This is a genomic window from Providencia sp. PROV129 (assembly GCF_028482245.1).
Classification (GTDB): domain Bacteria; phylum Pseudomonadota; class Gammaproteobacteria; order Enterobacterales; family Enterobacteriaceae; genus Providencia; species Providencia vermicola.
The window spans coordinates 118860-140564 of sequence record NZ_JAMPQD010000014.1; the positions used below are offsets into that span (position 1 = coordinate 118860).

Annotated in this window: 24 protein-coding genes; 13 read left to right on the forward strand and 11 right to left on the reverse strand. The window is 38.6% G+C overall.

Features of this window, described 5'->3' with window-relative positions; genetic code table 11:
- The 3 genes from baeR (at position 1) to yegS (ending at position 3547) form a co-directional block, all read left to right on the forward strand.
- Positions 1-696: a two-component system response regulator BaeR gene (baeR, locus tag PSF27_RS10385; RefSeq protein WP_272681412.1), complete on the forward strand. Its 696-nt coding sequence runs from the start codon at positions 1-3 to the stop codon at positions 694-696.
- Positions 697-822: 126 nt separating this feature from the next.
- Positions 823-2208: a prephenate-dependent tRNA uridine(34) hydroxylase TrhP gene (trhP, locus tag PSF27_RS10390; protein WP_206086495.1), complete on the forward strand. Its 1386-nt coding sequence runs from the start codon at positions 823-825 to the stop codon at positions 2206-2208.
- 439 nt (positions 2209-2647) lie between these two features.
- Positions 2648-3547, forward strand: a complete 900-nt coding sequence (gene yegS / locus PSF27_RS10395) for a lipid kinase YegS (protein WP_206086493.1) — start codon at positions 2648-2650, stop codon at positions 3545-3547.
- Between the two features lie 49 nt (positions 3548-3596).
- Here the strand turns inward: yegS and thiD are convergent, their stop codons facing one another.
- The 3 genes from thiD to PSF27_RS10410 form a co-directional block, all read right to left on the reverse strand.
- On the reverse strand, positions 3597-4394 hold the full coding sequence (thiD, locus tag PSF27_RS10400; RefSeq protein WP_272573203.1) for a bifunctional hydroxymethylpyrimidine kinase/phosphomethylpyrimidine kinase: 798 nt from the start codon (positions 4392-4394) through the stop codon (positions 3597-3599).
- Positions 4395-4577: 183 nt separating this feature from the next.
- Entirely contained in the window at positions 4578-5444 is an 867-nt protein-coding gene (locus PSF27_RS10405; RefSeq protein ID WP_272681413.1) for a YjjW family glycine radical enzyme activase, read from the reverse strand.
- Entirely contained in the window at positions 5416-6972 is a 1557-nt protein-coding gene (locus PSF27_RS10410; RefSeq protein WP_206086487.1) for a YjjI family glycine radical enzyme, read from the reverse strand. Before PSF27_RS10410 ends, PSF27_RS10405 begins: the two co-directional genes overlap by 29 nt.
- 574 nt (positions 6973-7546) lie before the next feature.
- Between PSF27_RS10410 and pagP the strand changes: the two genes are divergently transcribed.
- Positions 7547-8122: a lipid IV(A) palmitoyltransferase PagP gene (gene pagP / locus PSF27_RS10415; protein WP_272681414.1), complete on the forward strand. Its 576-nt coding sequence runs from the start codon at positions 7547-7549 to the stop codon at positions 8120-8122.
- Between the two features lie 62 nt (positions 8123-8184).
- Here pagP and PSF27_RS10420 read toward each other — a convergent pair whose 3' ends face one another.
- Complete coding sequence (locus PSF27_RS10420; RefSeq protein WP_206086483.1) at positions 8185-9558, reverse strand: amino acid permease; 1374 nt, start codon at positions 9556-9558, stop codon at positions 8185-8187.
- A 231-nt stretch (positions 9559-9789) separates the two neighbouring features.
- Positions 9790-9924: a PhoP/PhoQ regulator MgrB gene (mgrB, locus tag PSF27_RS10425; protein WP_432652755.1), complete on the reverse strand. Its 135-nt coding sequence runs from the start codon at positions 9922-9924 to the stop codon at positions 9790-9792.
- Positions 9925-10270: 346 nt separating this feature from the next.
- Here mgrB and PSF27_RS10430 point away from each other — a divergent pair, with 346 nt between their 5' ends.
- Both PSF27_RS10430 and yidA read left to right on the forward strand, forming a co-directional pair.
- A complete protein-coding gene (locus tag PSF27_RS10430; protein WP_206086481.1) occupies positions 10271-10654 on the forward strand; it encodes a helix-turn-helix domain-containing protein in 384 nt (127 codons plus the stop codon).
- Between the two features lie 226 nt (positions 10655-10880).
- Positions 10881-11693, forward strand: coding sequence for a sugar-phosphatase (yidA, locus tag PSF27_RS10435; protein ID WP_272681415.1), 813 nt, complete (start codon positions 10881-10883; stop codon positions 11691-11693).
- Between the two features lie 47 nt (positions 11694-11740).
- Here yidA and yddG read toward each other — a convergent pair whose 3' ends face one another.
- Both yddG and PSF27_RS10445 read right to left on the reverse strand, forming a co-directional pair.
- A complete protein-coding gene (gene yddG, locus PSF27_RS10440) occupies positions 11741-12637 on the reverse strand; it encodes an aromatic amino acid DMT transporter YddG (protein WP_206086477.1) in 897 nt (298 codons plus the stop codon).
- 162 nt (positions 12638-12799) lie between these two features.
- Positions 12800-14260 carry an alanine/glycine:cation symporter family protein gene (locus PSF27_RS10445; protein ID WP_206086469.1) on the reverse strand — a complete coding sequence of 487 codons (1461 nt, stop codon included), beginning with the start codon at positions 14258-14260 and terminating at the stop codon, positions 12800-12802.
- Between the two features lie 598 nt (positions 14261-14858).
- On the opposite strand from PSF27_RS10445, the gene PSF27_RS10450 reads away from it, so the two are divergent.
- Both PSF27_RS10450 and PSF27_RS10455 read left to right on the forward strand, forming a co-directional pair.
- The gene (locus tag PSF27_RS10450; protein WP_206086467.1) at positions 14859-15110 is read left to right on the forward strand and encodes a DinI-like family protein; all 252 of its coding nucleotides are present in this window, start codon (positions 14859-14861) and stop codon (positions 15108-15110) included.
- 357 nt (positions 15111-15467) lie between these two features.
- A complete protein-coding gene (locus tag PSF27_RS10455) occupies positions 15468-15839 on the forward strand; it encodes a hypothetical protein (RefSeq protein ID WP_272681416.1) in 372 nt (123 codons plus the stop codon).
- A gap of 57 nt (positions 15840-15896) precedes the next feature.
- On the opposite strand, the gene PSF27_RS10460 is transcribed toward PSF27_RS10455, so the two are convergent.
- Complete coding sequence (locus PSF27_RS10460) at positions 15897-16268, reverse strand: hypothetical protein (protein ID WP_272681417.1); 372 nt, start codon at positions 16266-16268, stop codon at positions 15897-15899.
- 278 nt (positions 16269-16546) lie between these two features.
- Between PSF27_RS10460 and PSF27_RS10465 the strand changes: the two genes are divergently transcribed.
- Both PSF27_RS10465 and PSF27_RS10470 read left to right on the forward strand, forming a co-directional pair.
- Positions 16547-16771, forward strand: coding sequence for a HEAT repeat domain-containing protein (locus PSF27_RS10465; RefSeq protein WP_206086463.1), 225 nt, complete (start codon positions 16547-16549; stop codon positions 16769-16771).
- A 165-nt stretch (positions 16772-16936) separates the two neighbouring features.
- On the forward strand, positions 16937-17287 hold the full coding sequence (locus PSF27_RS10470) for a hypothetical protein (RefSeq protein WP_206086461.1): 351 nt from the start codon (positions 16937-16939) through the stop codon (positions 17285-17287).
- A gap of 54 nt (positions 17288-17341) precedes the next feature.
- Here PSF27_RS10470 and PSF27_RS10475 read toward each other — a convergent pair whose 3' ends face one another.
- Complete coding sequence (locus tag PSF27_RS10475) at positions 17342-17845, reverse strand: DUF1543 domain-containing protein (protein ID WP_206086459.1); 504 nt, start codon at positions 17843-17845, stop codon at positions 17342-17344.
- Between the two features lie 269 nt (positions 17846-18114).
- On the opposite strand from PSF27_RS10475, the gene PSF27_RS10480 reads away from it, so the two are divergent.
- Complete coding sequence (locus tag PSF27_RS10480) at positions 18115-19266, forward strand: pyridoxal phosphate-dependent aminotransferase (protein ID WP_206086457.1); 1152 nt, start codon at positions 18115-18117, stop codon at positions 19264-19266.
- A gap of 60 nt (positions 19267-19326) precedes the next feature.
- On the opposite strand, the gene PSF27_RS10485 is transcribed toward PSF27_RS10480, so the two are convergent.
- Positions 19327-19671, reverse strand: coding sequence for a DMT family protein (locus PSF27_RS10485; protein ID WP_206086451.1), 345 nt, complete (start codon positions 19669-19671; stop codon positions 19327-19329).
- A gap of 127 nt (positions 19672-19798) precedes the next feature.
- Here PSF27_RS10485 and PSF27_RS10490 point away from each other — a divergent pair, with 127 nt between their 5' ends.
- Together PSF27_RS10490 and PSF27_RS10495 are read left to right on the forward strand one after the other, a co-directional pair.
- A complete protein-coding gene (locus PSF27_RS10490; RefSeq protein ID WP_272681418.1) occupies positions 19799-20290 on the forward strand; it encodes an N-acetyltransferase in 492 nt (163 codons plus the stop codon).
- A gap of 87 nt (positions 20291-20377) precedes the next feature.
- Complete coding sequence (locus tag PSF27_RS10495; protein WP_272539433.1) at positions 20378-21160, forward strand: class I SAM-dependent methyltransferase; 783 nt, start codon at positions 20378-20380, stop codon at positions 21158-21160.
- A gap of 54 nt (positions 21161-21214) precedes the next feature.
- Here the strand turns inward: PSF27_RS10495 and PSF27_RS10500 are convergent, their stop codons facing one another.
- On the reverse strand, positions 21215-21616 hold the full coding sequence (locus PSF27_RS10500) for a hypothetical protein (RefSeq protein WP_272681419.1): 402 nt from the start codon (positions 21614-21616) through the stop codon (positions 21215-21217).
- Positions 21617-21705 lie beyond the last annotated feature (89 nt).

Below are 21705 nucleotides of genomic sequence, written 5' to 3' on the forward strand. Positions count from 1 at the left end.
ATGGCAGAAAATCACAATGCACATATTTTGATTGTGGAAGATGAGCCCAAGTTAGGCCAGCTTTTGTTTGATTACTTGCAAGCAGCGAATTACCTCCCTACCTTATTAAGCCGTGGTGATGAGGTCATTCCTTATGTGCAAAATAACCACACTGACCTGATTTTATTAGATTTAATGCTGCCTGGCTTAGATGGATTATCGGTTTGCCGTGAATTACGCAAATTCAGTGATGTTCCCATTGTGATGGTGACGGCAAAAACGGAGGAAATCGACCGCTTATTAGGGCTAGAAATTGGTGCTGATGACTATATTTGTAAGCCGTTTAGCCCGCGGGAAGTGGTTGCTCGTGTTAAAACCATTTTACGCCGTTGCCAAGTTGCCAATGAGCCATCTCAATCCCATCATTCAACGCAATTGATTATTGACGAAAATGCGTTCCAAGTGCGCTATGGCACAAAATTACTTGAGCTCACCCCTGCTGAGTTTCGGTTGCTTAAATTTCTTTCCGATAATGCAGGCACCGTGTTCTCCCGTGATCAACTCCTCGACATTCTCTACGATGACCATCGTGTCGTCACAGACCGCACAATCGACAGCCACGTAAAAAATTTACGCCGAAAACTAGAATCATTAGATAACGAAAAAACCTTTATTCGTTCAATTTATGGACTAGGTTATCGTTGGGATGATGTTTAAAGGCTAAATAGACGTACTTTTATTAAGGGATATTTGGTTTTTGGCGCAATTAGCGTTAAAATCACCGCCCTTAATACGCCATTTCCACGGAAATGGTGCTGACTTGATATCAGATAGAGACAAACCATGTTTACACCAGAACTTTTATCCCCTGCTGGTTCATTAAAAAATATGCGCTATGCATTCGCTTATGGTGCTGATGCCGTTTATGCAGGGCAACCCCGTTATAGCCTACGCGTTCGTAACAATGAGTTTAACCACGAAAACCTCGCTAAAGGCATTCAAGAAGCCCATGAGCTGGGCAAGAAATTTTATGTGGTGGTCAATATTGCACCACACAATGCCAAGTTAAAAACCTTTATTCGTGACTTAACACCTGTTATCGAAATGGGCCCTGATGCACTAATTATGTCTGACCCAGGTCTGATTATGATGGTGCGTGAAGCCTTCCCTGACATGGATATTCACTTATCTGTTCAAGCAAATGCGGTTAACTGGGCATCGGTAAAATTCTGGAAACAAATGGGATTGACTCGTGTGATTTTGTCCCGTGAATTGTCTTTGGAAGAAATTGCAGAAATCCGCCAGCACGTGCCTGACATGGAATTGGAAGTGTTCGTCCACGGAGCACTCTGTATGGCGTATTCAGGCCGTTGCCTGCTATCAGGTTATATTAATAAACGTGACCCGAACCAAGGTACCTGCACTAATGCATGCCGTTGGGAATATAAAGTGGAAGAAGGTAAAGAAGATGATGTGGGCAATATTGTTCATGTTCATGAGCCCATTCCCGTGCAAAACATCGCCCCAACATTAGGGGCTGGCGCGCCAACGGATAAAGTGTTTATGATTGAGGAAGCCAAACGCCCGGGCGAATATATGACCGCGTTTGAAGATGAACACGGCACGTACATCATGAACTCTAAAGACCTTCGTGCGATTGAACATGTTGAAAACCTAACTAAAATGGGTGTTCATTCACTGAAAATCGAAGGCCGCACTAAATCTTTCTATTATTGTGCTCGTACTGCGCAGGTCTATCGCCGTGCGATTGATGACGCTGTCGCAGGTAAACCATTCGACCCAACGTTGCTATCCACCTTAGAAGGGTTAGCTCACCGTGGTTATACCGAAGGTTTTTTACGTCGTCATACTCATGATGCATACCAAACTTATGAATACGGCTATTCTGTGTCAGATACTCAGCAGTTTGTGGGTGAATTTACGGGTAAGCGTGTTAATGGCCTTGCGGAAGTGGATGTAAAAAATAAATTTAGCGTGGGCGATAGCTTAGAAATGATGACACCTGCAGGTAACATTGTGTTTATGCTCGATGCATTAACGAACCGTAAAGGTGAAGCCATTGATGTCGCACCAGGTAACGGCCATGTAGTATACCTGCCTATTCCTGAAGACGTTGATGTCAATTTTGGTTTGTTGATCCGTAACCTTGCAGGAACAACAACCCGCGACCCGCACCAAACTCAGTCAGAAAACCCCATTGCAAGCTAACGCTTAGCGATAATTTTCGATAAAAATACATGATGACCTAGCCAAGAATTCATAATTTAGTTATTTGAATTTTTGGCTTTTTTATCGGTAATCGATAAACCAATTTCACTTTAAGTGCCATTTCGTATTTGAGAATCATTCTCGTTATTGACATTTTCTTTGAACAGTGCACTTAATATCCAATTTTATGCAACAGATCACATCAATTGGTTATTCAATATCGTATAGTCACTATCGAAAACGAAGAACTAGAAAGTCATAAAATAAGACTAGGAACCACCTCCTTGGCTGGCTCAATCTCCCTTGAGCTAGCCATTTCTTTTATCTAAACCTTTTCTCTTCCCGACCCACTCTTCTGTAAAAAAGATAAAACATTTCCTTTCTTAAATGAAATCCCCTTATACTCATTTTAGATAATAAACCCTATGGATGAGTATTTATGATTAAATATCAGTCAGCTATGATTATCCTCAACGGCAAGCAATCAAATAACCCTGATCTGCGTAAAGCCATCGCCCATTTGCGCCAAGAAAATTATTTAATAACAGTGCGGATTCCATGGGAAATACAAGACACTCATGATTTTATTGCCGATGCTATAGCGAATAATATTGCCACTGTCATTGCTGCTGGCGGAGATGGCACAATCAATGCAGTTGCAAGTACACTCATGCAATTTCCTGCTGAAAAGCGCCCTACTTTAGGTATTCTCCCTATGGGCACCGCAAATGATTTTGCAACGAGTGCAAATATTCCCTTAGATATTGAATCTGCACTCTCCCTCGCAGTGAAAGGCAAAGCCGTTTCCATTGATATTGCTCAGGTTAATGAAAAATACTTTTTTATTAATATGGCAACGGGGGGTTTTGGCACACGGATCACCACAGAAACGCCAGAAGCACTTAAATCTGCACTTGGTGGTGCGGCTTATGTGATAAATGGCCTTTTACGCCCAGATACCCTAAAAACAGATATCTGCCGTATTGAATCAGACAATTTTACTTGGGAAGGTGAAACACTGGTTATCGCAATTGGCAATGGGAAACAGGCGGGTGGAGGCCAACAACTTACCCCTCATGCACTTATCAATGATGGCAAACTTGATTTACTGATAGTCCCTTCAAGAGACGTACTACCCGCTTTATTAAGCAATTTATTTTCAACGGATAAAAATGAGCATTTAATTGAAAAGAGCTTAACCTGGGTAAAAATTTCTTCCCCTCACACGATGGTGTTAAACCTAGATGGAGAACCGTTATCAGGGGATTCCTTTACCTTTCATGTTCAAACAAATGCCATACAATGCAGACTACCACCACAATGCCACTTGTTAGCCTAAACGGTCTAATATCAGGAAACCTGACTCGAGTTTCCTGATATTCGTTTTGTTACCACCATGCATGGAAATGATGAACAGGCCCGATCCCTTGCCCCACTTCCAAGCTATCAGCTTGTTCTAGCGCAGCTTGCAGATAGGCTTTTGCCTCACTCACCGTCGACTGCCAATCAAGATGACGTGGGCGCAATGCCGCTAATGCCGCAGACAACGTACAGCCCGTACCGTGTGTATTTTTTGTGTTAATACGTACAGAAGTAAAGCGCCACTCCCCTTGTGGGGTAATTAGCCAGTCAGGGCTTTGCGCATCTGTCAGGTGCCCCCCCTTCATCAGAACAGCTTGGCAGCCTTTTTCAAGGAGCTTATAGCCTTGTGCCAACATTTCACCTTCTGTTTGCGCCACTTTTTCATCTAATAATACCGCCGCTTCAGGTAAATTTGGGGTAATTAATGAGACTAATGGTAATAATTGCTGGCGCAGAGCATCAACCGCCTCTGGCAACAGTAAGGGATCACCACTTTTTGCAACCATCACGGTATCTAACACCACAAACGGAATAGGATATTGTTTCAATGCGTTCGAGACAACCTCCACATTGGCTTGATTAAATAACATGCCAATTTTAGCAGTATCGATGCGCACATCACTGAGAACGGAATCAAGCTGCGCAGCAACAAATTGTGCAGGTAAATCCTGAACAGATTGTACGCCACGCGTATTTTGCGCCACTAATGCTGTCATCACGCTGGTTCCATAAGCCCCAAGTGCCGAGAACGTTTTTAAATCCGCTTGGACACCTGCACCACCTGATGGGTCTGTTCCAGCAATGGTTAACGCATTAATACGCATGAGTGACTCCCCTTTCTAATTAGAAAATACGTCAATATCATCGATGTAAGATATGGTTTATAACAAACAATAAAACCGCGTTAATTGTCTCATAACATTTAACAAATGCCAGCGGTTACTGACTGAAATTTAATGAGTTAGTGAATTAAAACCGTATTTTTATATCAGAAGGGTCAGCTTGTCTTATAAATAAACATTCGGTAAATGAATATTTTCAACACCGCGCGCGCGCAACTGAGCCGCAAACGTCTCCACTTCAGTTTGCGTGGCAGCGAGCCAATTTGCCGCTTCATTTTTAACACCGTGCTGCTGAAATGCGTTAATTTTTATTCGTGTTGCTGATGGCAATGTGTTGATGAATTCCGCCAACACATCGATGTGTTCTTGATAGTCCGTTTGCTGCGGAATATACAATAAGCGCAGTTCGTATAATTTTCCTGCATTTGCTAATAATTGAATTGTTTCAAAAACGCGCTGATTATCTTTCCCTGTTAATCGTAATGCACATTCATCGCTCCAGGCCTTTAAATCCACCATCACTCCATCGGTGTAGTCTATCACCCGTGCCCACCCCGCTTTTGCAAGATGACCATTGGTATCAATAAAACAGGTTAAATGATTTAGTAATGGTGATGCTTTAATGGCTTTAAACAAATCAATAATAAAGGGAAGCTGGGTTGTCGCTTCCCCACCACTGATCGTAACGCCATTTAAAAACATCACATTTTTATTCAAGCTGCTGATGGCCTCGCTCACGCTCAATGGTATTGTCATTGGGCTTGAGTTTTTTGTACAGGTTTGCAGGCACGTATCACAAAGCTGGCAAGCCACATTGTCCCAAATGACTTTACCATCCACCATGGATAGACCATCATGGGGACAGGTAGCGACACAATCCCCACAGTCATCACACAACGCCATGGTGTATGGGTTATGGCAATTTAGGCAACGCAAATTGCAACCTTGCAAGAAAATAACTTGCCGATTACCAGGCCCATCAACACACGAGAAGGGAATGATTTTATTCAGTGTAGCGCATCGATTGCTCATGGCTAATCACTCGCTGTTGCCTTGCCGTAATTTTGCAATTTTTTGTCGCTTCCTCCCCTAACCATGTGGTATTACTTCTCGACCCTTCTGTTTTGAATTTTTCAATATCGGACAAACGTACCATATACCCCGTAACGCGCACTAAATCATTGCTAGCCACATTTGCCGTAAACTCACGCATTCCACAGCTAAATGCCCCTTTACACAACTGCAAGAGCGCTTGCGGATTTTGCTTGATAGTTTCATCGATCGTTAAGATGTCGCTGATCCCAGATAAGTAGTGTTTATGATGCGGCGCGACGGCTTGAATGTGTGAAACGGGGTCTGGTTCTTCCCCATAAGGCAACCGCGCTCCTGGCGTGGTGCCAATATCTGAACTGATCCCAGATTGAGCATGCAGCATCGCCCGCTGTTTATAACCATATTTAACGGGGGTCGACTCAACATAATCAGCAAGTTGTTCACTGATTTGATAAGATAACGGCAACGCGGGTGAATTTGGCTCATATTGGCCTTTTCGCCCATCTTTTTCCATTAACAGATTGACGGCTTCTGCTAAACCAAAAATACCAAACATCGGCGCAAAACGCCGTGGCTCAATCAATCCTTCGTGCACAAGGAAGCTAGTTTGGAAGAAGTTAGACTCTTCAAATAAAAACGCACTGCGCGTTTCGATGAGCTCCATTTGTAAATCGCAATATTTTTTCAGTTGATTTTGTAAGAAATCATCGGAGTTTTGGCTGCGTAAAGCCACTTCACGCAGGTTGATTCGCACCAATGTGCTCCCCCCACCCGCAACAGGCAAAGAGTTATAGCAACTGACAATACCATAACCTTGCTCATCGAATGCTGCACTATGCACAAGGTCATTGGCAATATGCGGCTTACTGCATTCACAAATGTTCTCAATGGCTTGTAAAAAAAGCGATTCAGGGGTTCTTTGCGGGTGATAAACAAACGTTAAATTTGGCGCAACCTGCTTTAATTCCGCATCAATACGCAGAATAAGACGACAAATAATGTTGTCATCAGGCCCAATATTCGCGTGCATAAATGCATCAGGTAACGTGCGATCCAACATTACCCAAAAGCGTTTTAATTTCGGATAAAGTTGCTCTTCCGTCAACTCCCCCACATAAGGCATTAAAATTTTATCAAGGTACCCAAGAAAAACGGGGAATCCAGTGACAGAAGGCACATGGTTATAAATAATCATCAAATGATTAAGTGCATCGTCAAAGTCTTCTGCTGGGGCTAACTCTAAGTAGCTGGAGCCCTGTTTAAGAAACTTCACATAATCAGGTAAAACATAACGAGGCTTATAAGGCGCATTCCCTTCATACATGTCGCAAATAACACGCTCATTTAACGCTTCAGTTAAGGGCTTGCTCATTGAAAGATAGGGGATATTGCTTTCCGCCTCAATGGCTAAAAAGTTAGCTTTTTGTCTGGGTGATAATAACTTATCCGTGGCGATGGCCAAACATTTGGCTTGGTAATCGGTTAAAGGTTCTTGGCGCTTCATCATAGGAGTTCCTTATATGTCTAGGTGCAGTAGCACACCTTGGGCAGTCAATATGCCGCCTATAGACGCATTTCATCCCATTGAGCGCTTTCTTGGTTTGACGCCCGTCATACTTTTTTGAATTGTTTGCACGTTTTTTCTCATAAATGTCTACGGCGTCAACATTATTAATAACAACACCGTAAAAGCCTAAAATATTTTGAAATTACAATCTATTAGTAACAAGCAATATGTGTACTAATCGTCATTTCTTATCGAGCCATGATGTAATCGAAGTCTAGAAACTGACCTCCCCCTCAAAATATCGCTCAAGCCCTCCGTGAACACTTTTTAGGAAAGCTATACACTGAAATAATGTGAATTTAGGCTAATATATACCCTATGAATAATTTTACTTGTATAACCTTGTTAGGATAGCCTCACTTAATTATTTTTTCTTAACAATTGAATAAATACTGTCATCTTTTGTGTATCTTAATTAAAATAATTCAGCTAATAATTATTATAAAAATGCTAATCTAACAATCATTAGCGAGCTAATTATCATTTATATCAGCGATAAAGAACTGGATCTTCAATGAGAGTTTATAAAAAAAGACAATGGGTCATCGGTGCCTCAATATTAATGGGTGCATCCGTCTGCATGTCAACACCTGCATTGGCACAAAACCACTCAACCAATCTTTGGGATACTTTCAAAGGGAATGTCAGTTCCACTTGGGATTCCGATAAGTATGAACTGTATGTTCCTGCGGTCACATGGCACAACCGTGCAATGTATGACAAGAAGAAAACAGATGAATACAACGAACGTCCTTGGGGAATTGGTTTTGGTAAATACCGTTATGATGAAGATAATGACTGGCACGCTATTTATGCAATGGCCTTTAAAGATTCACATAACGACTGGGAACCAATTGGTGGCTACGCCTACCAAAAAATGTGGATCCCTGGCGATCTTGATGGTTTTCGAATGGGAGCAGGTTTCACGCTAAGTGTCACAGCACGCAAGGACATGTATTACATTCCAATCCCTGCACCGCTTCCTTTAGTTTCGGTGGAATATGACAGGCTTTCACTTCAAGCAACGTATATTCCAGGAACCTACAATAACGGAAACGTGCTATTTGCCTGGTTGCGTTGGCAGTGGTAAAAACCCTGTGATACAAAAAAGGCCAGAGATTTTATCTACTGGCCTTTTTTTAACGTTTAATTCTAGCTTTGTTGGCGTTTCGCGACATCTTGCTTCTTCGCACCAGAGAATTGATAGCCAATCCACAGCACACCAATCCATACCGGGATCATCAGAACAGAAACGCGTAACCCGTCCATCGTTAAAATAATCCCTAGAATTAACAATAAGAAAGCTAAGCACAGGTAGTTACCAAATGGATACCAGATACTCTTAAACTTAGTTGCTACACCTTGTTTATTCATTGCCGCTCTGAATTTCAAGTTTGAGACGCAAATCATAATCCAATTCAATACCAACGTGGTGACAACTAAAGACATTAATAATTCGAATGCCTTTCCTTCCATCACAAAGCTAATCAGTATCCCACCTGATGTTGCAATACCTGAAACCAGCAATGCCATAATAGGAACCCCACCTTTATTCACTTTAGATAAGAATTTTGGGGCATTATTTTGTTGAGCCAAACCAAATAGCATGCGGCTTGTCGCGTAAGCACCACTGTTATACACAGAAAGCGCCGCAACCAAGATGACAAAGTTTAAGGTGTTCGCAACCAGCAAGTCACCTAATTCATGGAAAATTAAGACAAATGGACTCGTTTTCCCATCAAGGTCAACCCATGGGTAAAGCGCTAACAGCACTGCAAGTGAACCGATATAGAAAATCAGGATGCGGTAAACAACTTGGTTGATGGCTTTTGGAATGCTTTTTTCAGGGTCTTCCGCTTCTGCCGCCGTGATCCCCACCAGCTCTAAACCACCAAACGAAAACATGATAATGGCAAGTGCCATCAGGAGACCATGAAAATCTTTCGCAAAGAAGCCGCCATATTCCCACAAGTTACTCACTTTAGCTTGTGGCCCACCGTGACCACTTAGCAGGAGGTAACAACCAAAGATAATCATACCGACAACTGCAATCACTTTAATTAATGCAAACCAGAATTCAGTTTCACCGTAAGAACGAACATTAATCAAGTTTACCGCATTAACGGCGATAAAAAATATCACTGCTGATACCCAAATTGGTAGCTCAGGCCACCAATGTTGCATGTATTTCCCTGCCGCAGTTAACTCCGTCATGCCGACAAGAATAAACATAAACCAGTAGTTCCAGCCAGATAAAAAACCCGCAAAACCACCCCAATATTTAAAGGCAAAATGGCTAAAAGAACCTGCAACGGGTTCTTGAACAATCATCTCGCCCAGTTGACGCATAATAAGAAAGGCAATAACGCCACACAATGCATAACCTAAAAGAACAGATGGCCCTGCCATTTGTATGGTTGTTGCAATCCCAAGGAATAAGCCTGTACCAACGGCGCCCCCCAATGCAATCAACTGGATATGCCTATTTTTCAATCCCCGCTTTAGCATTTGCTGCTCTTGCGCCATAACTTTACCCTTTTGTCCTATTACTTGCTTTTTATCGTCCAAAATTATAATAATCGGACAAGTTTATTTGAATTTTCTTATTAAAACCACATTCTTATGATGCTGTTTTTGCATTTAAAATACTTAAAGGTATTTTTGATTTATTGCCTACCTTTATTCATCCATTACGCAACGATACTGAATAATTATTATCGCGCTTCAATATCAAGTATTGTGCATTAAAAAGCAAATTCAAAATGGTAACAAGTCGGTTACACGACAAATTCCAACAATAAAGTTATCTCCACCTTGATCGCACACGTTATCCATAGCAAGTAAGTAAAGAAACAAGCAAACTAACAAAACACTCACGGTGATAACAATGATACGGCTGAACACTGGGCATTCCTTCAGAATAACAAAGATGATTTTTATCTTTCAAATGATTACAATGCTTATGCACTATCATTTTATGACTGTGCATTTTGGCTGCATTGCGGGTAAATTTTCGAATAGCGAATAGTACGCCAATTCATTACTTGAAATTTGAGGAAAATAAGCAATTGGCACATCTTTACAATAATTATGCTTATTTTAAGCGCTATCCTTTGTTAACTTATTCTGTTTGTGCTTTTTTTATTCAAAAATTGCTGAATATCGCACAACCAGCCTTTGTCATGGGGAAATGAAGTTGTGTATACTTCTACTACCGTAAAACAAGAAATTATTTGAGATGCCACAAGATAACCACTTAGCACTTGTCTATGCGTTGAGTAAATGGATAGAAGAACATTTGGGTCGAGTCATACATCTAGAAGAGCTCGCAGCCTACTCTGGCTACTCACTTTGGCATATGCAAAAAATATTCAAAGAAGTCACCGGAATTTCCTTAGGAAAATACATTCGCCAGCGCCGTTTAGCAGGGGCTGTTAATTTATTACGTAATAGTAGCCAATCTATCTTTGATATCGCTCTCGATTTTGGTTTTGGTTCCCAATCTCACTTTACCTATATGTTCCGTAAAGAGTATGGCATTACACCCTTTGATTTTAGGCAAAATGACCAAATTCAACTCGATGTAAAACAACCACTGCACTTAACCCGAGAGTATGAGTGAACATGTGTTAATCACATTAATTCTTTGAATTTACTAATTAATGTTCTAACACATTGTCATTTCAACCAAGCATCCAGTTTAATACCTTGAACAGCCGCTGAAATTATGCACTGTTCAAGGACACTTTTGCGTATCCATAACTTAATTTATACCCACTTAGATAATTTACATTCCGAATAATTAGAGTAAGGTACTGTGGTAATGTATTAACTTCAGGAGGCAGTGGATGTCTATCAAACTGGTTGCTATTGATTTAGATGGCACATTACTCAATCCCCAACACCAAATCTCCCCAGCAGTTAAAGATGCCGCCATACAAGCCAGTCAAAAAGGGGTTTATGTTGTACTCGCATCAGGACGCCCTTTTTCAGGGATCGCCCCTTACCTTAAAGAGTTAGGCTTAAATACCGCTAATAATTATTGCATAAGTAATAATGGCAGTGTTATCCATCAAGCTAGCGATGGCAGCCATTTAGTGGAAGTACCGTTAGATTTTGATGATTTTCAGTATTTTGAAGAACTTGCCAGAAATGTAGGTATTCACATGCATGCACTTGCGGACAATACAATGTTCACTGCTAATCGTCATATTAGCCACTACACTGTGATGGATGCATATCTCACTAATACCCCATTGGTTTATTGTCCTGTCAATGAAATGGACACGTCCCTTGCTTTCACGAAGTTTATGATGATTGACCATCCTGAAACCCTAGAAACGGGTATTAGTTACATTCCTGAAAATGTCTTCGACAATTATGCCTTAACGAGAACCAGCCCTTATTTTCTTGAAATATCTAATAAAGCAGCGAATAAAGGTGCTGCACTTCAGATTATTTGTGAAAAATTAGGCCTTACACCCGATAAAGTCATGAGTATTGGCGATCAAAATAATGATATTCAAATGCTGCAATATGCCAGCGTTTCTGTCGCGATGGGAAATGCGGCTGAGCCCATACGGAGAATGGCAAAATTTGTCACCACAACCAATGAAGAAGATGGTGTGGCGATCGCCATAAATAAATTTATTAATGTGTAATCCCTAAATCAAACAGAAAACAGCCCACCTTTTGAGCTGTTTTCTCTCTATTTAACCTGCTTTTGCCTGGTCGCAAGAAAACAAATAATTGAACCAATTGTTACCATTAATACCCCTTGCCAAAAACCGAGTGTTAATGCAGTACTCAATAAAATGGATGCAAAGGCTGTTGAAATAACGGGTGTGAAATATGAAAGTGTGCCCAAAAAGGCCACATTGCCTTTGATAACAGCGAAAGTCCACAATGCATTCGCCCCACCTGTCGCAATAGCAGCGATAAGGAGAAGCGTCAGGCTATTTGTCGTAAGATTAAATTCACTTGGTGTGCTAAATAAATAGAGAATCCACAGCCCTATTGCCGTCATTATAAAAAATAACACCATTCCATTGTGCCCACCTGAAATACGTTTCGTTACATTGCTATAAAATGACCAGAAGATCGCGCCAATAAAGGCTAGAAAATAACAGAGTGGGTTACTTTGAATATTGGCTAAAATAGACTCAGTGGAAAGTGGCTGATCGCCAGAAATAACCCAGACAAGCCCCATAAACGCAAGAATTAACCCTATAGCAAGTAATACGGTAAAACGCTGGCGATTAAAAAAAACAGCTAAAGCGATAGTAAAACTTGGCCATAGATAATTCACCATTCCTAGCTCAATCGCTTGCTGACGATTATTGGCTAAACCCAGTGCTAGCACAAAACATATTTCATAGCTAACAAACAGTAATGTCCCCCAAAATAAATAACGTTTAGGGTATTGTTTTATCTTTGGAAGGCCCATTGCTAAAACTAAAACAATCGAACCAATGGTATACACTAATGCCGCGCCACCGACAGGGCCGAAGTTTTCGCTAACACTACGGATCAGCCCAACCATGGTGCTCCACAATAGGATAGAAATAACCCCATACAGTGTCGCTGCGTATTGACCTAATTTCATGATTTTCTCTGCCAGTTACCCCAAACAATATGCCCGATAACAAAATGGTTATTCTTTTAAAAAACCTTATAGCTCAACACATTGGAATGCAAGTACTTTTCTTTACATAAAAAAAATTCCTAGGTATTAACCTAAGAATTTTATGATTTAATATCTTATTAATTAACGGGAGCTTTCTTTTTCAACCCATTTTTCAACCTGATCTTTTTCCCAAATCCCTTCTTCAAATTGTTTTTTTAATTCAGGATGTTGGTTGATATCAAATGTGGGAATTTTCCCCGCGGCTAATTGTTGGTTGTAATCTTTGGCTAGTTTAAATGCGATCCCCGATAATAAAAGAATTGCAATGAGGTTTGTCACAGCCATTAACCCCATAGATAAATCAGCTAACTTCCAGATAAATGGCATTTCAGCTAACGCACCAAACATCACCATACCAAGTGCCGCTATGCGGAAAATAAATAGCCCCGCAGTATGGTTATTCTCCAAAAAGATCATATTACTTTCTGCGTAAGCATAATTTGCAATGATTGACGTAAAAGCAAAGAAAAATATCGCGATCGCAATAAATGTGCTCCCCCAACTTCCCACCGCTGATGACAATGCTAACTGTGTCAATTCAATGCCATTAATTTTATCAACCCCACTATCTAATACCCCAGACGATAAAATAATAATCGCTGTTGCGCTACAAATCACGATTGTATCCATAAAGACCCCAAGCATTTGAATATATCCTTGGGAAGCTGGATGAGGTGGGTAAGGAGAGGCTGATGCTGCTGCATTTGGTGCTGACCCCATTCCCGCTTCATTAGAAAATAAGCCCCGCTGAATGCCTTGAGTCATCGCTTGGGCGACACCATAACCCACTGCGCCTCCTGCAGCTTCTTGTAGCCCAAAGGCATTACGAATAATCATCATAAACACATCGGGTAAGCGTTCGATATGGTGTCCAACAACCCAGAAAGCTAAAAGCAGGTAAGCGAGCGCCATAATAGGTACAACAAGCTCTGCCACTTTTGCTATTGATTTTAATCCACCAAAAATAATCACACCACTCAGAATAACTAAGCTGATACCGACATAAAGTGGGTTGAAGTCAAAAGCAACTGCGGTCGCTTGAGCGATTGAATTAGCCTGAACGGCATTAAATACTAACCCAAATGCAATAATAAGAAAAACAGAAAAAAGGATACCCATCCAACGTTGATTCAGGCCCTTTTGCATATAATAAGAAGGCCCGCCACGATAGTTTCCTTGGTCATCTTTTGTTTTATACAGCTGTGCTAGTGTACATTCGACAAATGACGTTGCCATTCCAAGTAAAGCCACTACCCACATCCAAAATATCGCACCAGGCCCCCCTGCTGTTAATGCGATAGCGACACCCGTTAAATTTCCTGTTCCAACGCGCGCTGCTAGGCTGGTACATAATGCCTGGAATGAAGAAATCCCAGAACTATCAGATTGTTTACTATTTTTCAGAATACCAAACATATGACTAAAATGCCTAATTTGAATAAAACCTGAACGAATCGTGAAATACAACCCTGCACCGAGTAGCAAATAAATGAGTAGCGAACCCCAAATAATATTCGTTAATGAATTTATAAATTCTATCAAATCACTCTCCTTTTTTATTAAATAAGCTAACGTAACTCGTTAGCAATTAATTTTGCCCCATATCAGCTAAACATTTAAATATAACCACTAAAATAAAAACAAAAATATAATTAATGTAAAATCCAATCTGTCATGAAATTATATTTTTTTATCTTTAATGTAAATTCATTTCTCTTCTCACTGTTCATTAACCGCCAAAAATACAAAAAACCAAATTAAGCCAAATGCAGAAAAAATCAAATAATCAAAAAAATCAAAGACATAAAAACAAGAGAAAATTACCCGACTTAGAAAATCAATCGTTTGATTTTTAGCTGATTATTTAAACCATTAACTATTTTAGTTAATGGTTAATCTTAATTCATTACATAAAATTAAATTAAATTTATTATTTTAAATATAAAACTTGCTTTTAAATTAAATTAAAAATAAGCAATAACCATTTTTATTTTAAATTTAAAATAGTGCTATTTTATTATTTCATAAAAAAACTCAGCACCTAAAATCACATTATGACAATCAAAAAACGAATATTGCTTATACTTTCTGATAACAATACACTGAACGTAAATTCGCTTTATTGACAAGAGGTTAACATATGGAAATTACGATTAAAGTATCTGATGACTCAATTGAACAGCTCCCTGCTAAAACTTATGATGCGTTTTGTGCAGAGCTAAAAGCGCGTGTTTTAGAGGTCTACCCTAGCAGTAACTTATTGATCACCCATGATAGTGGGCCAACAACTTTCTCAACTAAGGGTTTTCATAACGATAATGAAGCTCATATCGTTTTACATGAGCTTGTTGAAGATGTTTTAAAACACGGCCATTGGCTAAAAAATAATTAATCACCATTATTCACAGCAGCTGACAGTCGCTTTATAGCAACAGTCAGCTTCTTATCTCTTCCCTCCCAACTTTTATCTTCATATCCCTAAAGCCTGATCAAGATCATAGTTAACAAGGTATTTTCACTCTCTTCACTAAAATCGCTTTACCCTTAATCGTTATATGATAAAGTATATAACGTAATTTTCATTTACATTGCTTTTGCTAATTTATAGCGGCCAGTATTTATACTGGCTCTTTTTTATGAAATGGTGCGAAATACAACACAACATCCCCGTTTTAGTCCTAATCTGCTATAGTAATTTCTAGATATTATTTAGAATAACTATTCATTGAGTGCAAACAGAGGTATGACTATGAAGCGTTTATTACTGGCTCTTTGCCTGTCACCAGCTTTAACCATGGCAGCCAATGCCCCTTTAAATATTAGTGAACTGGCCAAGGATTATTGTGAAATAACAGGTCAAGCGCTAAACGAAGCATACAGCAGTAACAAAAGCAGTAGTGACCTAACCCTTGAAACAATTGCAAAATTAAAAAATGAAAATGTCGATTTGAAAAAGCTGGAGACAGTTGAGACAGACCTTCGCCAAAACCTCACATCCGCTATTGATGCAATTCGTAGCAATAAATCTCAGTTCAAGAATGACGAAGAGTTTGCTAAATCATTAAATGACTCAATCTCTGCGTGTAAAATTCAGACTGAGTTACTCCTGAACAAGTCGTAATCAGAATAAATCTCATCGAGATAAGAGCGCAACAGTAAAATTGCGCTCTTTTTCATATTAAGGTGCTTTAGCACATAATTTTTCTATTGATAATTTTAGCTCTGATGTTTCACTCACAATCAGTTGAGTATGCTCTGAAATTTTACCTTCTTGCACACTCACGTTGGCAACGAATGGAAGCATCTCATCTTGCGAAGACGTACGATATAGCCCACAAACTCGGTAGCTATTTCCCTCTTTATATTCACTCTTCAAAGCGATTCTGACGTCCTTAAATGTAATCTCGCCTGATTGGTTTAACTTCTTATCTACCAACTGCTTAGCTGTACTTTCAATGTCTGAATCACCAATAGTGCTATAAAAATGATAGCCAAAAACCCCTAGAGCTAACAATAAAACGATCAAGAGCTTTGTTTTTATACGTTTCAACCAGTTATCCTTCATATGATATGTTTGCTTAACTCATTATAATGACATAAGTGCCATAACAGTGAACAAAATGAGCCTTTGAGGTCGCTAGTTTGTGACTTCTTGTACGCATTTTATTATTTAATAACCAATAACATTTTTTCATGAAAATCATTTATTTTCATTAGCATTAGTTGTTTTTATATTATTTTATTAATCATTGATAAAAAAAACATTTTAAGTTTTTTCTTATCGATTTATACTTAACACATTCCAATATCTTTATTACTAATTAATTTATGAAAGAAAAAATCGTTAAAAATTTAGTTGAATTAACTTATGGTACAAACAATGATGTTAAAATCGCAGCAATTAATGCACTCGGTGATTATAAATGTTCTATTGAACAGCAACATGCCATAGACCGCTTATTAAATCTATGCGACGATTACAATAAAGATATTGCTGTTGCATCAATCACCTCACTCAGCAAACTTGCTAAATTCTTTTCAGAAAACCCATAAATTAACGGTAATTTAATTATTTTAACAATTCATCTTCATTATGAAGAAATAATGAATTAAAGTTGTATGAAATATGATTTATTCATTTATATAAGTAAATTAAATTGAATTAATTTATTTAACTGCCAATATAATAATTAATAAATATTCTAAAGGGGATTAAATATGAATATTCTTAAACCGTTAATTATTTCGACAAGTTTATTGGCAGCAAGTTTCTCAACATTCGCATATCATGGTGATGGCTACGGAAATAGTAATGGTTCTTGGCATCGAGGCGGGTACCAAAATCAGCAACAGTATAATAATCGCCCTTGCGATAACTATCGCAATAATAACTATAATAGACACCACCAAGGTATGATGCAATATTCAACGTCAATACAAACAAGTCAACCAGAAGAAGCTCTTAAAAAAATAGTTGCAGATGTTCCTAAAGGTGAAAACGGCAAACAATATATGGTTAAAGTTGCCGTGGTCGAAATCACACCGAATACACCAGTACAAGCCCAGTAATTGAAAACTCAGGGTAGTAAATGCTACCCTGTTAGTTATTTGACCTGATTATTCTTACAGGCCAATAGGCTGATAACCTTGCCACTGTGGGACAAAGTGTTCTCCCTGTTTGTTTTCTGTTAGGTGAATATAAAAATCACCAACTTGCTCTAGGAATACGCAGTCATCCACATCTTTCAAATTATCTTTATGTTGTTGTTCACTGTTAACTAGCAACTTTTTAATTGCCTTTTGTTTTGCATCATCCGCTGTTTTCGCAACAAAAAGATCAAACTCGTGTAATTCTGCTAAGCTGTTTGGGGTATACCCGCCGACATTAACAAAATATAATTTATGGCTAGTTTTTGATGGTTCTCGGCTTAGGATCACATCAAAACCATCAGCCCATGTAATAACTGCATAGCCGTCAATATGAATCTTATCTTTATCACCAAACCAAGCTTCTCTCAATGTAGGCCAAGCATCCTCTGGTTTTTCTGCAATAACAAACTGGATATCGTGAACCTCTATATTTGATTTGCCTGCATTACCACCAATGTAAAACATAAATAATTTCATTCTTACTCCAATTTACCACCTTGTTATATAATAAATTATATAACCATTAAAATTCAATTTGCAATCTTCCATTTTGCAGAAAATAACAACCTAAATTTTTATCTATGGTTTTCATCATATTAGCTTTATTAGCATTACTCCTTCTACCCGAGATCACTATCAGCAACACAAAAAGTGAATAAGAAATCATTTTAACTATATAATTATTTACTTTGAGGTTATTTTGAGTAATCTAATGAGCTCAAGAATAATAATTTCAGGGAATAATTATGGATCGTCGTTCATTTCTAAAATCCACTTCATTAGTAGCAGGTGGATTAGCGCTAAATACATTTATAAATCAAGCGTCTGCTAACACAGCATCGGTAAAACTACCTGATGCTAAGCATCCTTTATTGCTTAATTTCAATGAAAACTCATTAGGGATGTCACCAAAGGCTAAAGATGCAATTATTGCCGCGTTACCTAATTCTTTTCGCTATCCTGACGATGCTAGAGCTGAATTAATCACCAGTATTGGCTCTCTTTATGATTTATCTGATAAACATGTCAGCATCGGTAATGGCTCATCAGAAACCATTCAAGCCACTGTTGCCATGTTGGCAAATAAAGCTAGAAACCAAGGGATCAAAATTCAACTGGTTACCCCTGATCCTACATTTAATTATGCCGAGCTGTACTCACTTCCACTTGGTGTACAAATTACAAAGGTTCCTCTAAAAGCAGATTTATCTTTTGATTTACAAAAAATGGAGCAAGCGGCAAATAATTTTGATGGTTTATCCATGATTTATATCTGTAATCCAAACAACCCGACTGCCATGATTACCCCTCATAGCCAGTTAGATGGCTGGATGAGCAAAGCTCCCGATAACCAATTTTTTATTGTTGATGAGGCTTATGCTGAGTTTGTCGAAGACCCTAGCTTTGTCAGTGCTATAGAATTAGTTAAAAAAGGCCAAAAAAATCTTATTGTTACACGAACATTTTCAAAAATATTTGCGCTAGCGGGATTACGTGTTGGTTATGGAATAGCGATACCAGAGGTTATTACTGCCGTAGATGAATTTTTATCTATTGATAACACAAATACAGCAGGAGCTGTTGCTGCCCTCGCCTCATTAAAAGATAAAACCTTTATCGCAAACAGTCTTAAATCCAATAATTTATCGCGTAAAATTGTCGAAACTGCACTAAAAGAAATTGGACTCGAATATGCCCCATCACAGGCAAACTTTATTTTCCATAAAGTAAAAGGTGATGTAAAAGCCTATAAGCAACGCATGGCAGATGCAAATGTGATGGTAGGAAGAGAATTCCCACCCGCTGTAGGCTGGAACCGTTTAACATTAGGAACTCCTGAAGAAATGGAACAATTCGTCACAGTCCTAAAAGAATTTCACAAAAAAGGTTGGGCATAACATAGCCCTCCAACGCTACCAAAATAAAAGGAACAGGTATTGATCTCCCCCTTTTATTTTTTAAAAAGGGCCTTTGAAAATAAAGAAGGCCCCCACAAAAATAAGGGCAAAACCAATAATATGATTAACTGTTATACTCTCTCCTAAATATAAAACTGAAAAGAGCACAAAAACACAAAGAGTGATAACTTCCTGCATTGTTTTCAATTCTGCAGCACTATAAAACTGATGCCCCAACCGGTTTGCAGGTACAGCAAAGCAATATTCAACAAAAGCAATTAGCCAACTAAAAAATACCACCACATATAAAGGTTTCGTCGTAAACTTCAAATGTCCATACCAAGCAAACATCATGAACACATTTGAAATGATAAGTAAAAATACAGGGTATAATTTTGCTAGCATGTTAATTTCATAGTAAGAAGATAATTTTCATCATTATGAAATGAAAAAATCACGATTTCAATAAGGTGTAATTAGGCTAATTATTTCATTCTAAAATTTATTTCAGCTAAGACAAATGGAGAGTTAAATGTTTATTCAATATCGCTTAATGGATCTGACAGATAGCCTCAAAGTCGCTCATTTATTACAAGCTAATGCCCCTTCTAATCATGGTGAACTTCTTGGCGAATTTCCACTTCCTAAGGTTAAGGATATGTTGATAGGAAGCTCAGGAACCATTATTGCGGTAGCGGCTCAAGACGTTATCGGTGTGGTTTTTAGCTTTAGGTCGTCATCAGCCACATTACCCCCTTTAGCTTCATTTATTATCGAACAGTTTCCTCACCTAGTTAAAAATAATTGGCTTTATGGGCCTGTTTGTATCAATAAAGAATACAGAGGCAAAGATATCCTCAAAACTTTATATGACAAAGTTTGCGCACTCAATACAGGTAAACCTGTTGCTTTTATTAACACAAAAAATTTACGTTCATTAGCGGCTCACCAGAAATTAGGCATGAGTATTGTCGCTAACTTTATTTTCGATGAAATAGAATACTATTTAGTTATCGGCAGATAATTTTTTAGTACCATCTAGTACATTTTTATTTTAATTTGCTCACGTTTTGATAAACTAGATACATTATTGTATTAAAGAGTACATTTTATGACAGATTTTCTTACTGTAAACCAAAAGGCATGGGACAAACAGGCAGAGTCGCAACAAGCTTGGTCAACACCTGTGGATTCACAAACCATTCATGATGCTAAACAAGGTCACTGGCAAGTTCACCTTACCCCTACCCCAGTATCAAAAGATTGGCTAGGTGATATTAAAGGGAAAAAAATTCTTTGCCTTGCATCTGGCGGTGGTCAGCAAGCTCCTGTATTAGCAGCTGCGGGTGCTCAAGTTACCGTTTTTGACTTTTCAATAAAACAACTTGAACAAGATATAATGGTCGCAGAACGCGATCATTTAACATTAGAAACTGTACAAGGTGATATGCGTTCGTTATCTATGTTTGCTCGCGAAGAATTTGATATTATTTTCCACCCTATATCTAACCTATATATTCCAGATGTAAATCCTGTATGGCAAGAATGCCATCGTGTATTAAAAACAGAAGGAAAATTATTATCTAGCTTTTTTAACCCCGTAGTTTTTATTGGCGACCGGGATAAAAAATACCATGAGCAAGGCCTTATAAAACCAAGTTATACTATGCCTTTTTCGGAATTAAGCACTTTATCTGAAGAGCAAATTGCATACAAGACTGAACACCAAGAAGCCTTTGTGTTTGGTCATTCTTTAAATGATTTAATTGGTGGACAAATTAAAGCTGGCTTTCATATTGCAGGATTTGAGGAAGATTGGCAGCCACATCCACGTTTTATTGTTGACCGTTATTTACCAACATTCCTATCAACATTAGCGATTAAAATCCGCTAAAAATCCTACATTGGTTAGCCTATTGGCTAATCAATGTTAATTTTCTAAGATTGGCTATTCACCACGGTGGCAATAGCGCTCCCAAACAGATTCAAATTGTTCAGGGGGAATTATATCATCTGTCTTTTCAATAAATGGAATTGAAATCATCACCTTACCCGTTTTATTCTTATGTAGCCTAACAATAAATCGCTTATAGCCATGGGGTAATTCATTTTCAAAACCAAAGACTTCACCGCAGTAGTATCCTGTTTCCTCACCTTCATCACTTTTCGTTAGTACATAATATTTTACATTTTTGTACGTTGCTGCCGACGGATATGCCAAGAAGTCTTCAACTGAGCTTCTCACTCTACTATCCGTATCTAATTCTGGGTCAATAGTCACTTCGGTCATGATCCCCGCTATGTATGCACACCCAGCAACAAGTAATAGAACTAAAGATCTTAATAACATTTTATATAGATAACCCATGAGAAAACAGTAAACATCATTATAGTTTATACTTATTGTTTTGCGACCTCAAAGCGAATTAGGCTATTTAT

Bases quoted from the DNA above. Each gene is read 5' to 3' on its own strand.
- baeR (WP_272681412.1), top strand. From the start codon at position 1: ATGGCAGAAAATCACAATGCACATATTTTGATTGTGGAAGATGAGCCC.
- trhP (WP_206086495.1), top strand. From the start codon at position 823: ATGTTTACACCAGAACTTTTATCCCCTGCTGGTTCATTAAAAAATATG.
- yegS (WP_206086493.1), top strand. From the start codon at position 2,648: ATGATTAAATATCAGTCAGCTATGATTATCCTCAACGGCAAGCAATCA.
- thiD (WP_272573203.1), bottom strand. From the start codon at position 4,394: ATGCGTATTAATGCGTTAACCATTGCTGGAACAGACCCATCAGGTGGT.
- PSF27_RS10405 (WP_272681413.1), bottom strand. From the start codon at position 5,444: ATGAGCAATCGATGCGCTACACTGAATAAAATCATTCCCTTCTCGTGT.
- PSF27_RS10410 (WP_206086487.1), bottom strand. From the start codon at position 6,972: ATGATGAAGCGCCAAGAACCTTTAACCGATTACCAAGCCAAATGTTTG.
- pagP (WP_272681414.1), top strand. From the start codon at position 7,547: ATGAGAGTTTATAAAAAAAGACAATGGGTCATCGGTGCCTCAATATTA.
- PSF27_RS10420 (WP_206086483.1), bottom strand. From the start codon at position 9,558: ATGGCGCAAGAGCAGCAAATGCTAAAGCGGGGATTGAAAAATAGGCAT.
- PSF27_RS10430 (WP_206086481.1), top strand. From the start codon at position 10,271: ATGCCACAAGATAACCACTTAGCACTTGTCTATGCGTTGAGTAAATGG.
- yidA (WP_272681415.1), top strand. From the start codon at position 10,881: ATGTCTATCAAACTGGTTGCTATTGATTTAGATGGCACATTACTCAAT.
- yddG (WP_206086477.1), bottom strand. From the start codon at position 12,637: ATGAAATTAGGTCAATACGCAGCGACACTGTATGGGGTTATTTCTATC.
- PSF27_RS10450 (WP_206086467.1), top strand. From the start codon at position 14,859: ATGGAAATTACGATTAAAGTATCTGATGACTCAATTGAACAGCTCCCT.
- PSF27_RS10455 (WP_272681416.1), top strand. From the start codon at position 15,468: ATGAAGCGTTTATTACTGGCTCTTTGCCTGTCACCAGCTTTAACCATG.
- PSF27_RS10465 (WP_206086463.1), top strand. From the start codon at position 16,547: ATGAAAGAAAAAATCGTTAAAAATTTAGTTGAATTAACTTATGGTACA.
- PSF27_RS10470 (WP_206086461.1), top strand. From the start codon at position 16,937: ATGAATATTCTTAAACCGTTAATTATTTCGACAAGTTTATTGGCAGCA.
- PSF27_RS10475 (WP_206086459.1), bottom strand. From the start codon at position 17,845: ATGAAATTATTTATGTTTTACATTGGTGGTAATGCAGGCAAATCAAAT.
- PSF27_RS10480 (WP_206086457.1), top strand. From the start codon at position 18,115: ATGGATCGTCGTTCATTTCTAAAATCCACTTCATTAGTAGCAGGTGGA.
- PSF27_RS10485 (WP_206086451.1), bottom strand. From the start codon at position 19,671: ATGCTAGCAAAATTATACCCTGTATTTTTACTTATCATTTCAAATGTG.
- PSF27_RS10490 (WP_272681418.1), top strand. From the start codon at position 19,799: ATGTTTATTCAATATCGCTTAATGGATCTGACAGATAGCCTCAAAGTC.
- PSF27_RS10495 (WP_272539433.1), top strand. From the start codon at position 20,378: ATGACAGATTTTCTTACTGTAAACCAAAAGGCATGGGACAAACAGGCA.
- PSF27_RS10500 (WP_272681419.1), bottom strand. From the start codon at position 21,616: ATGTTATTAAGATCTTTAGTTCTATTACTTGTTGCTGGGTGTGCATAC.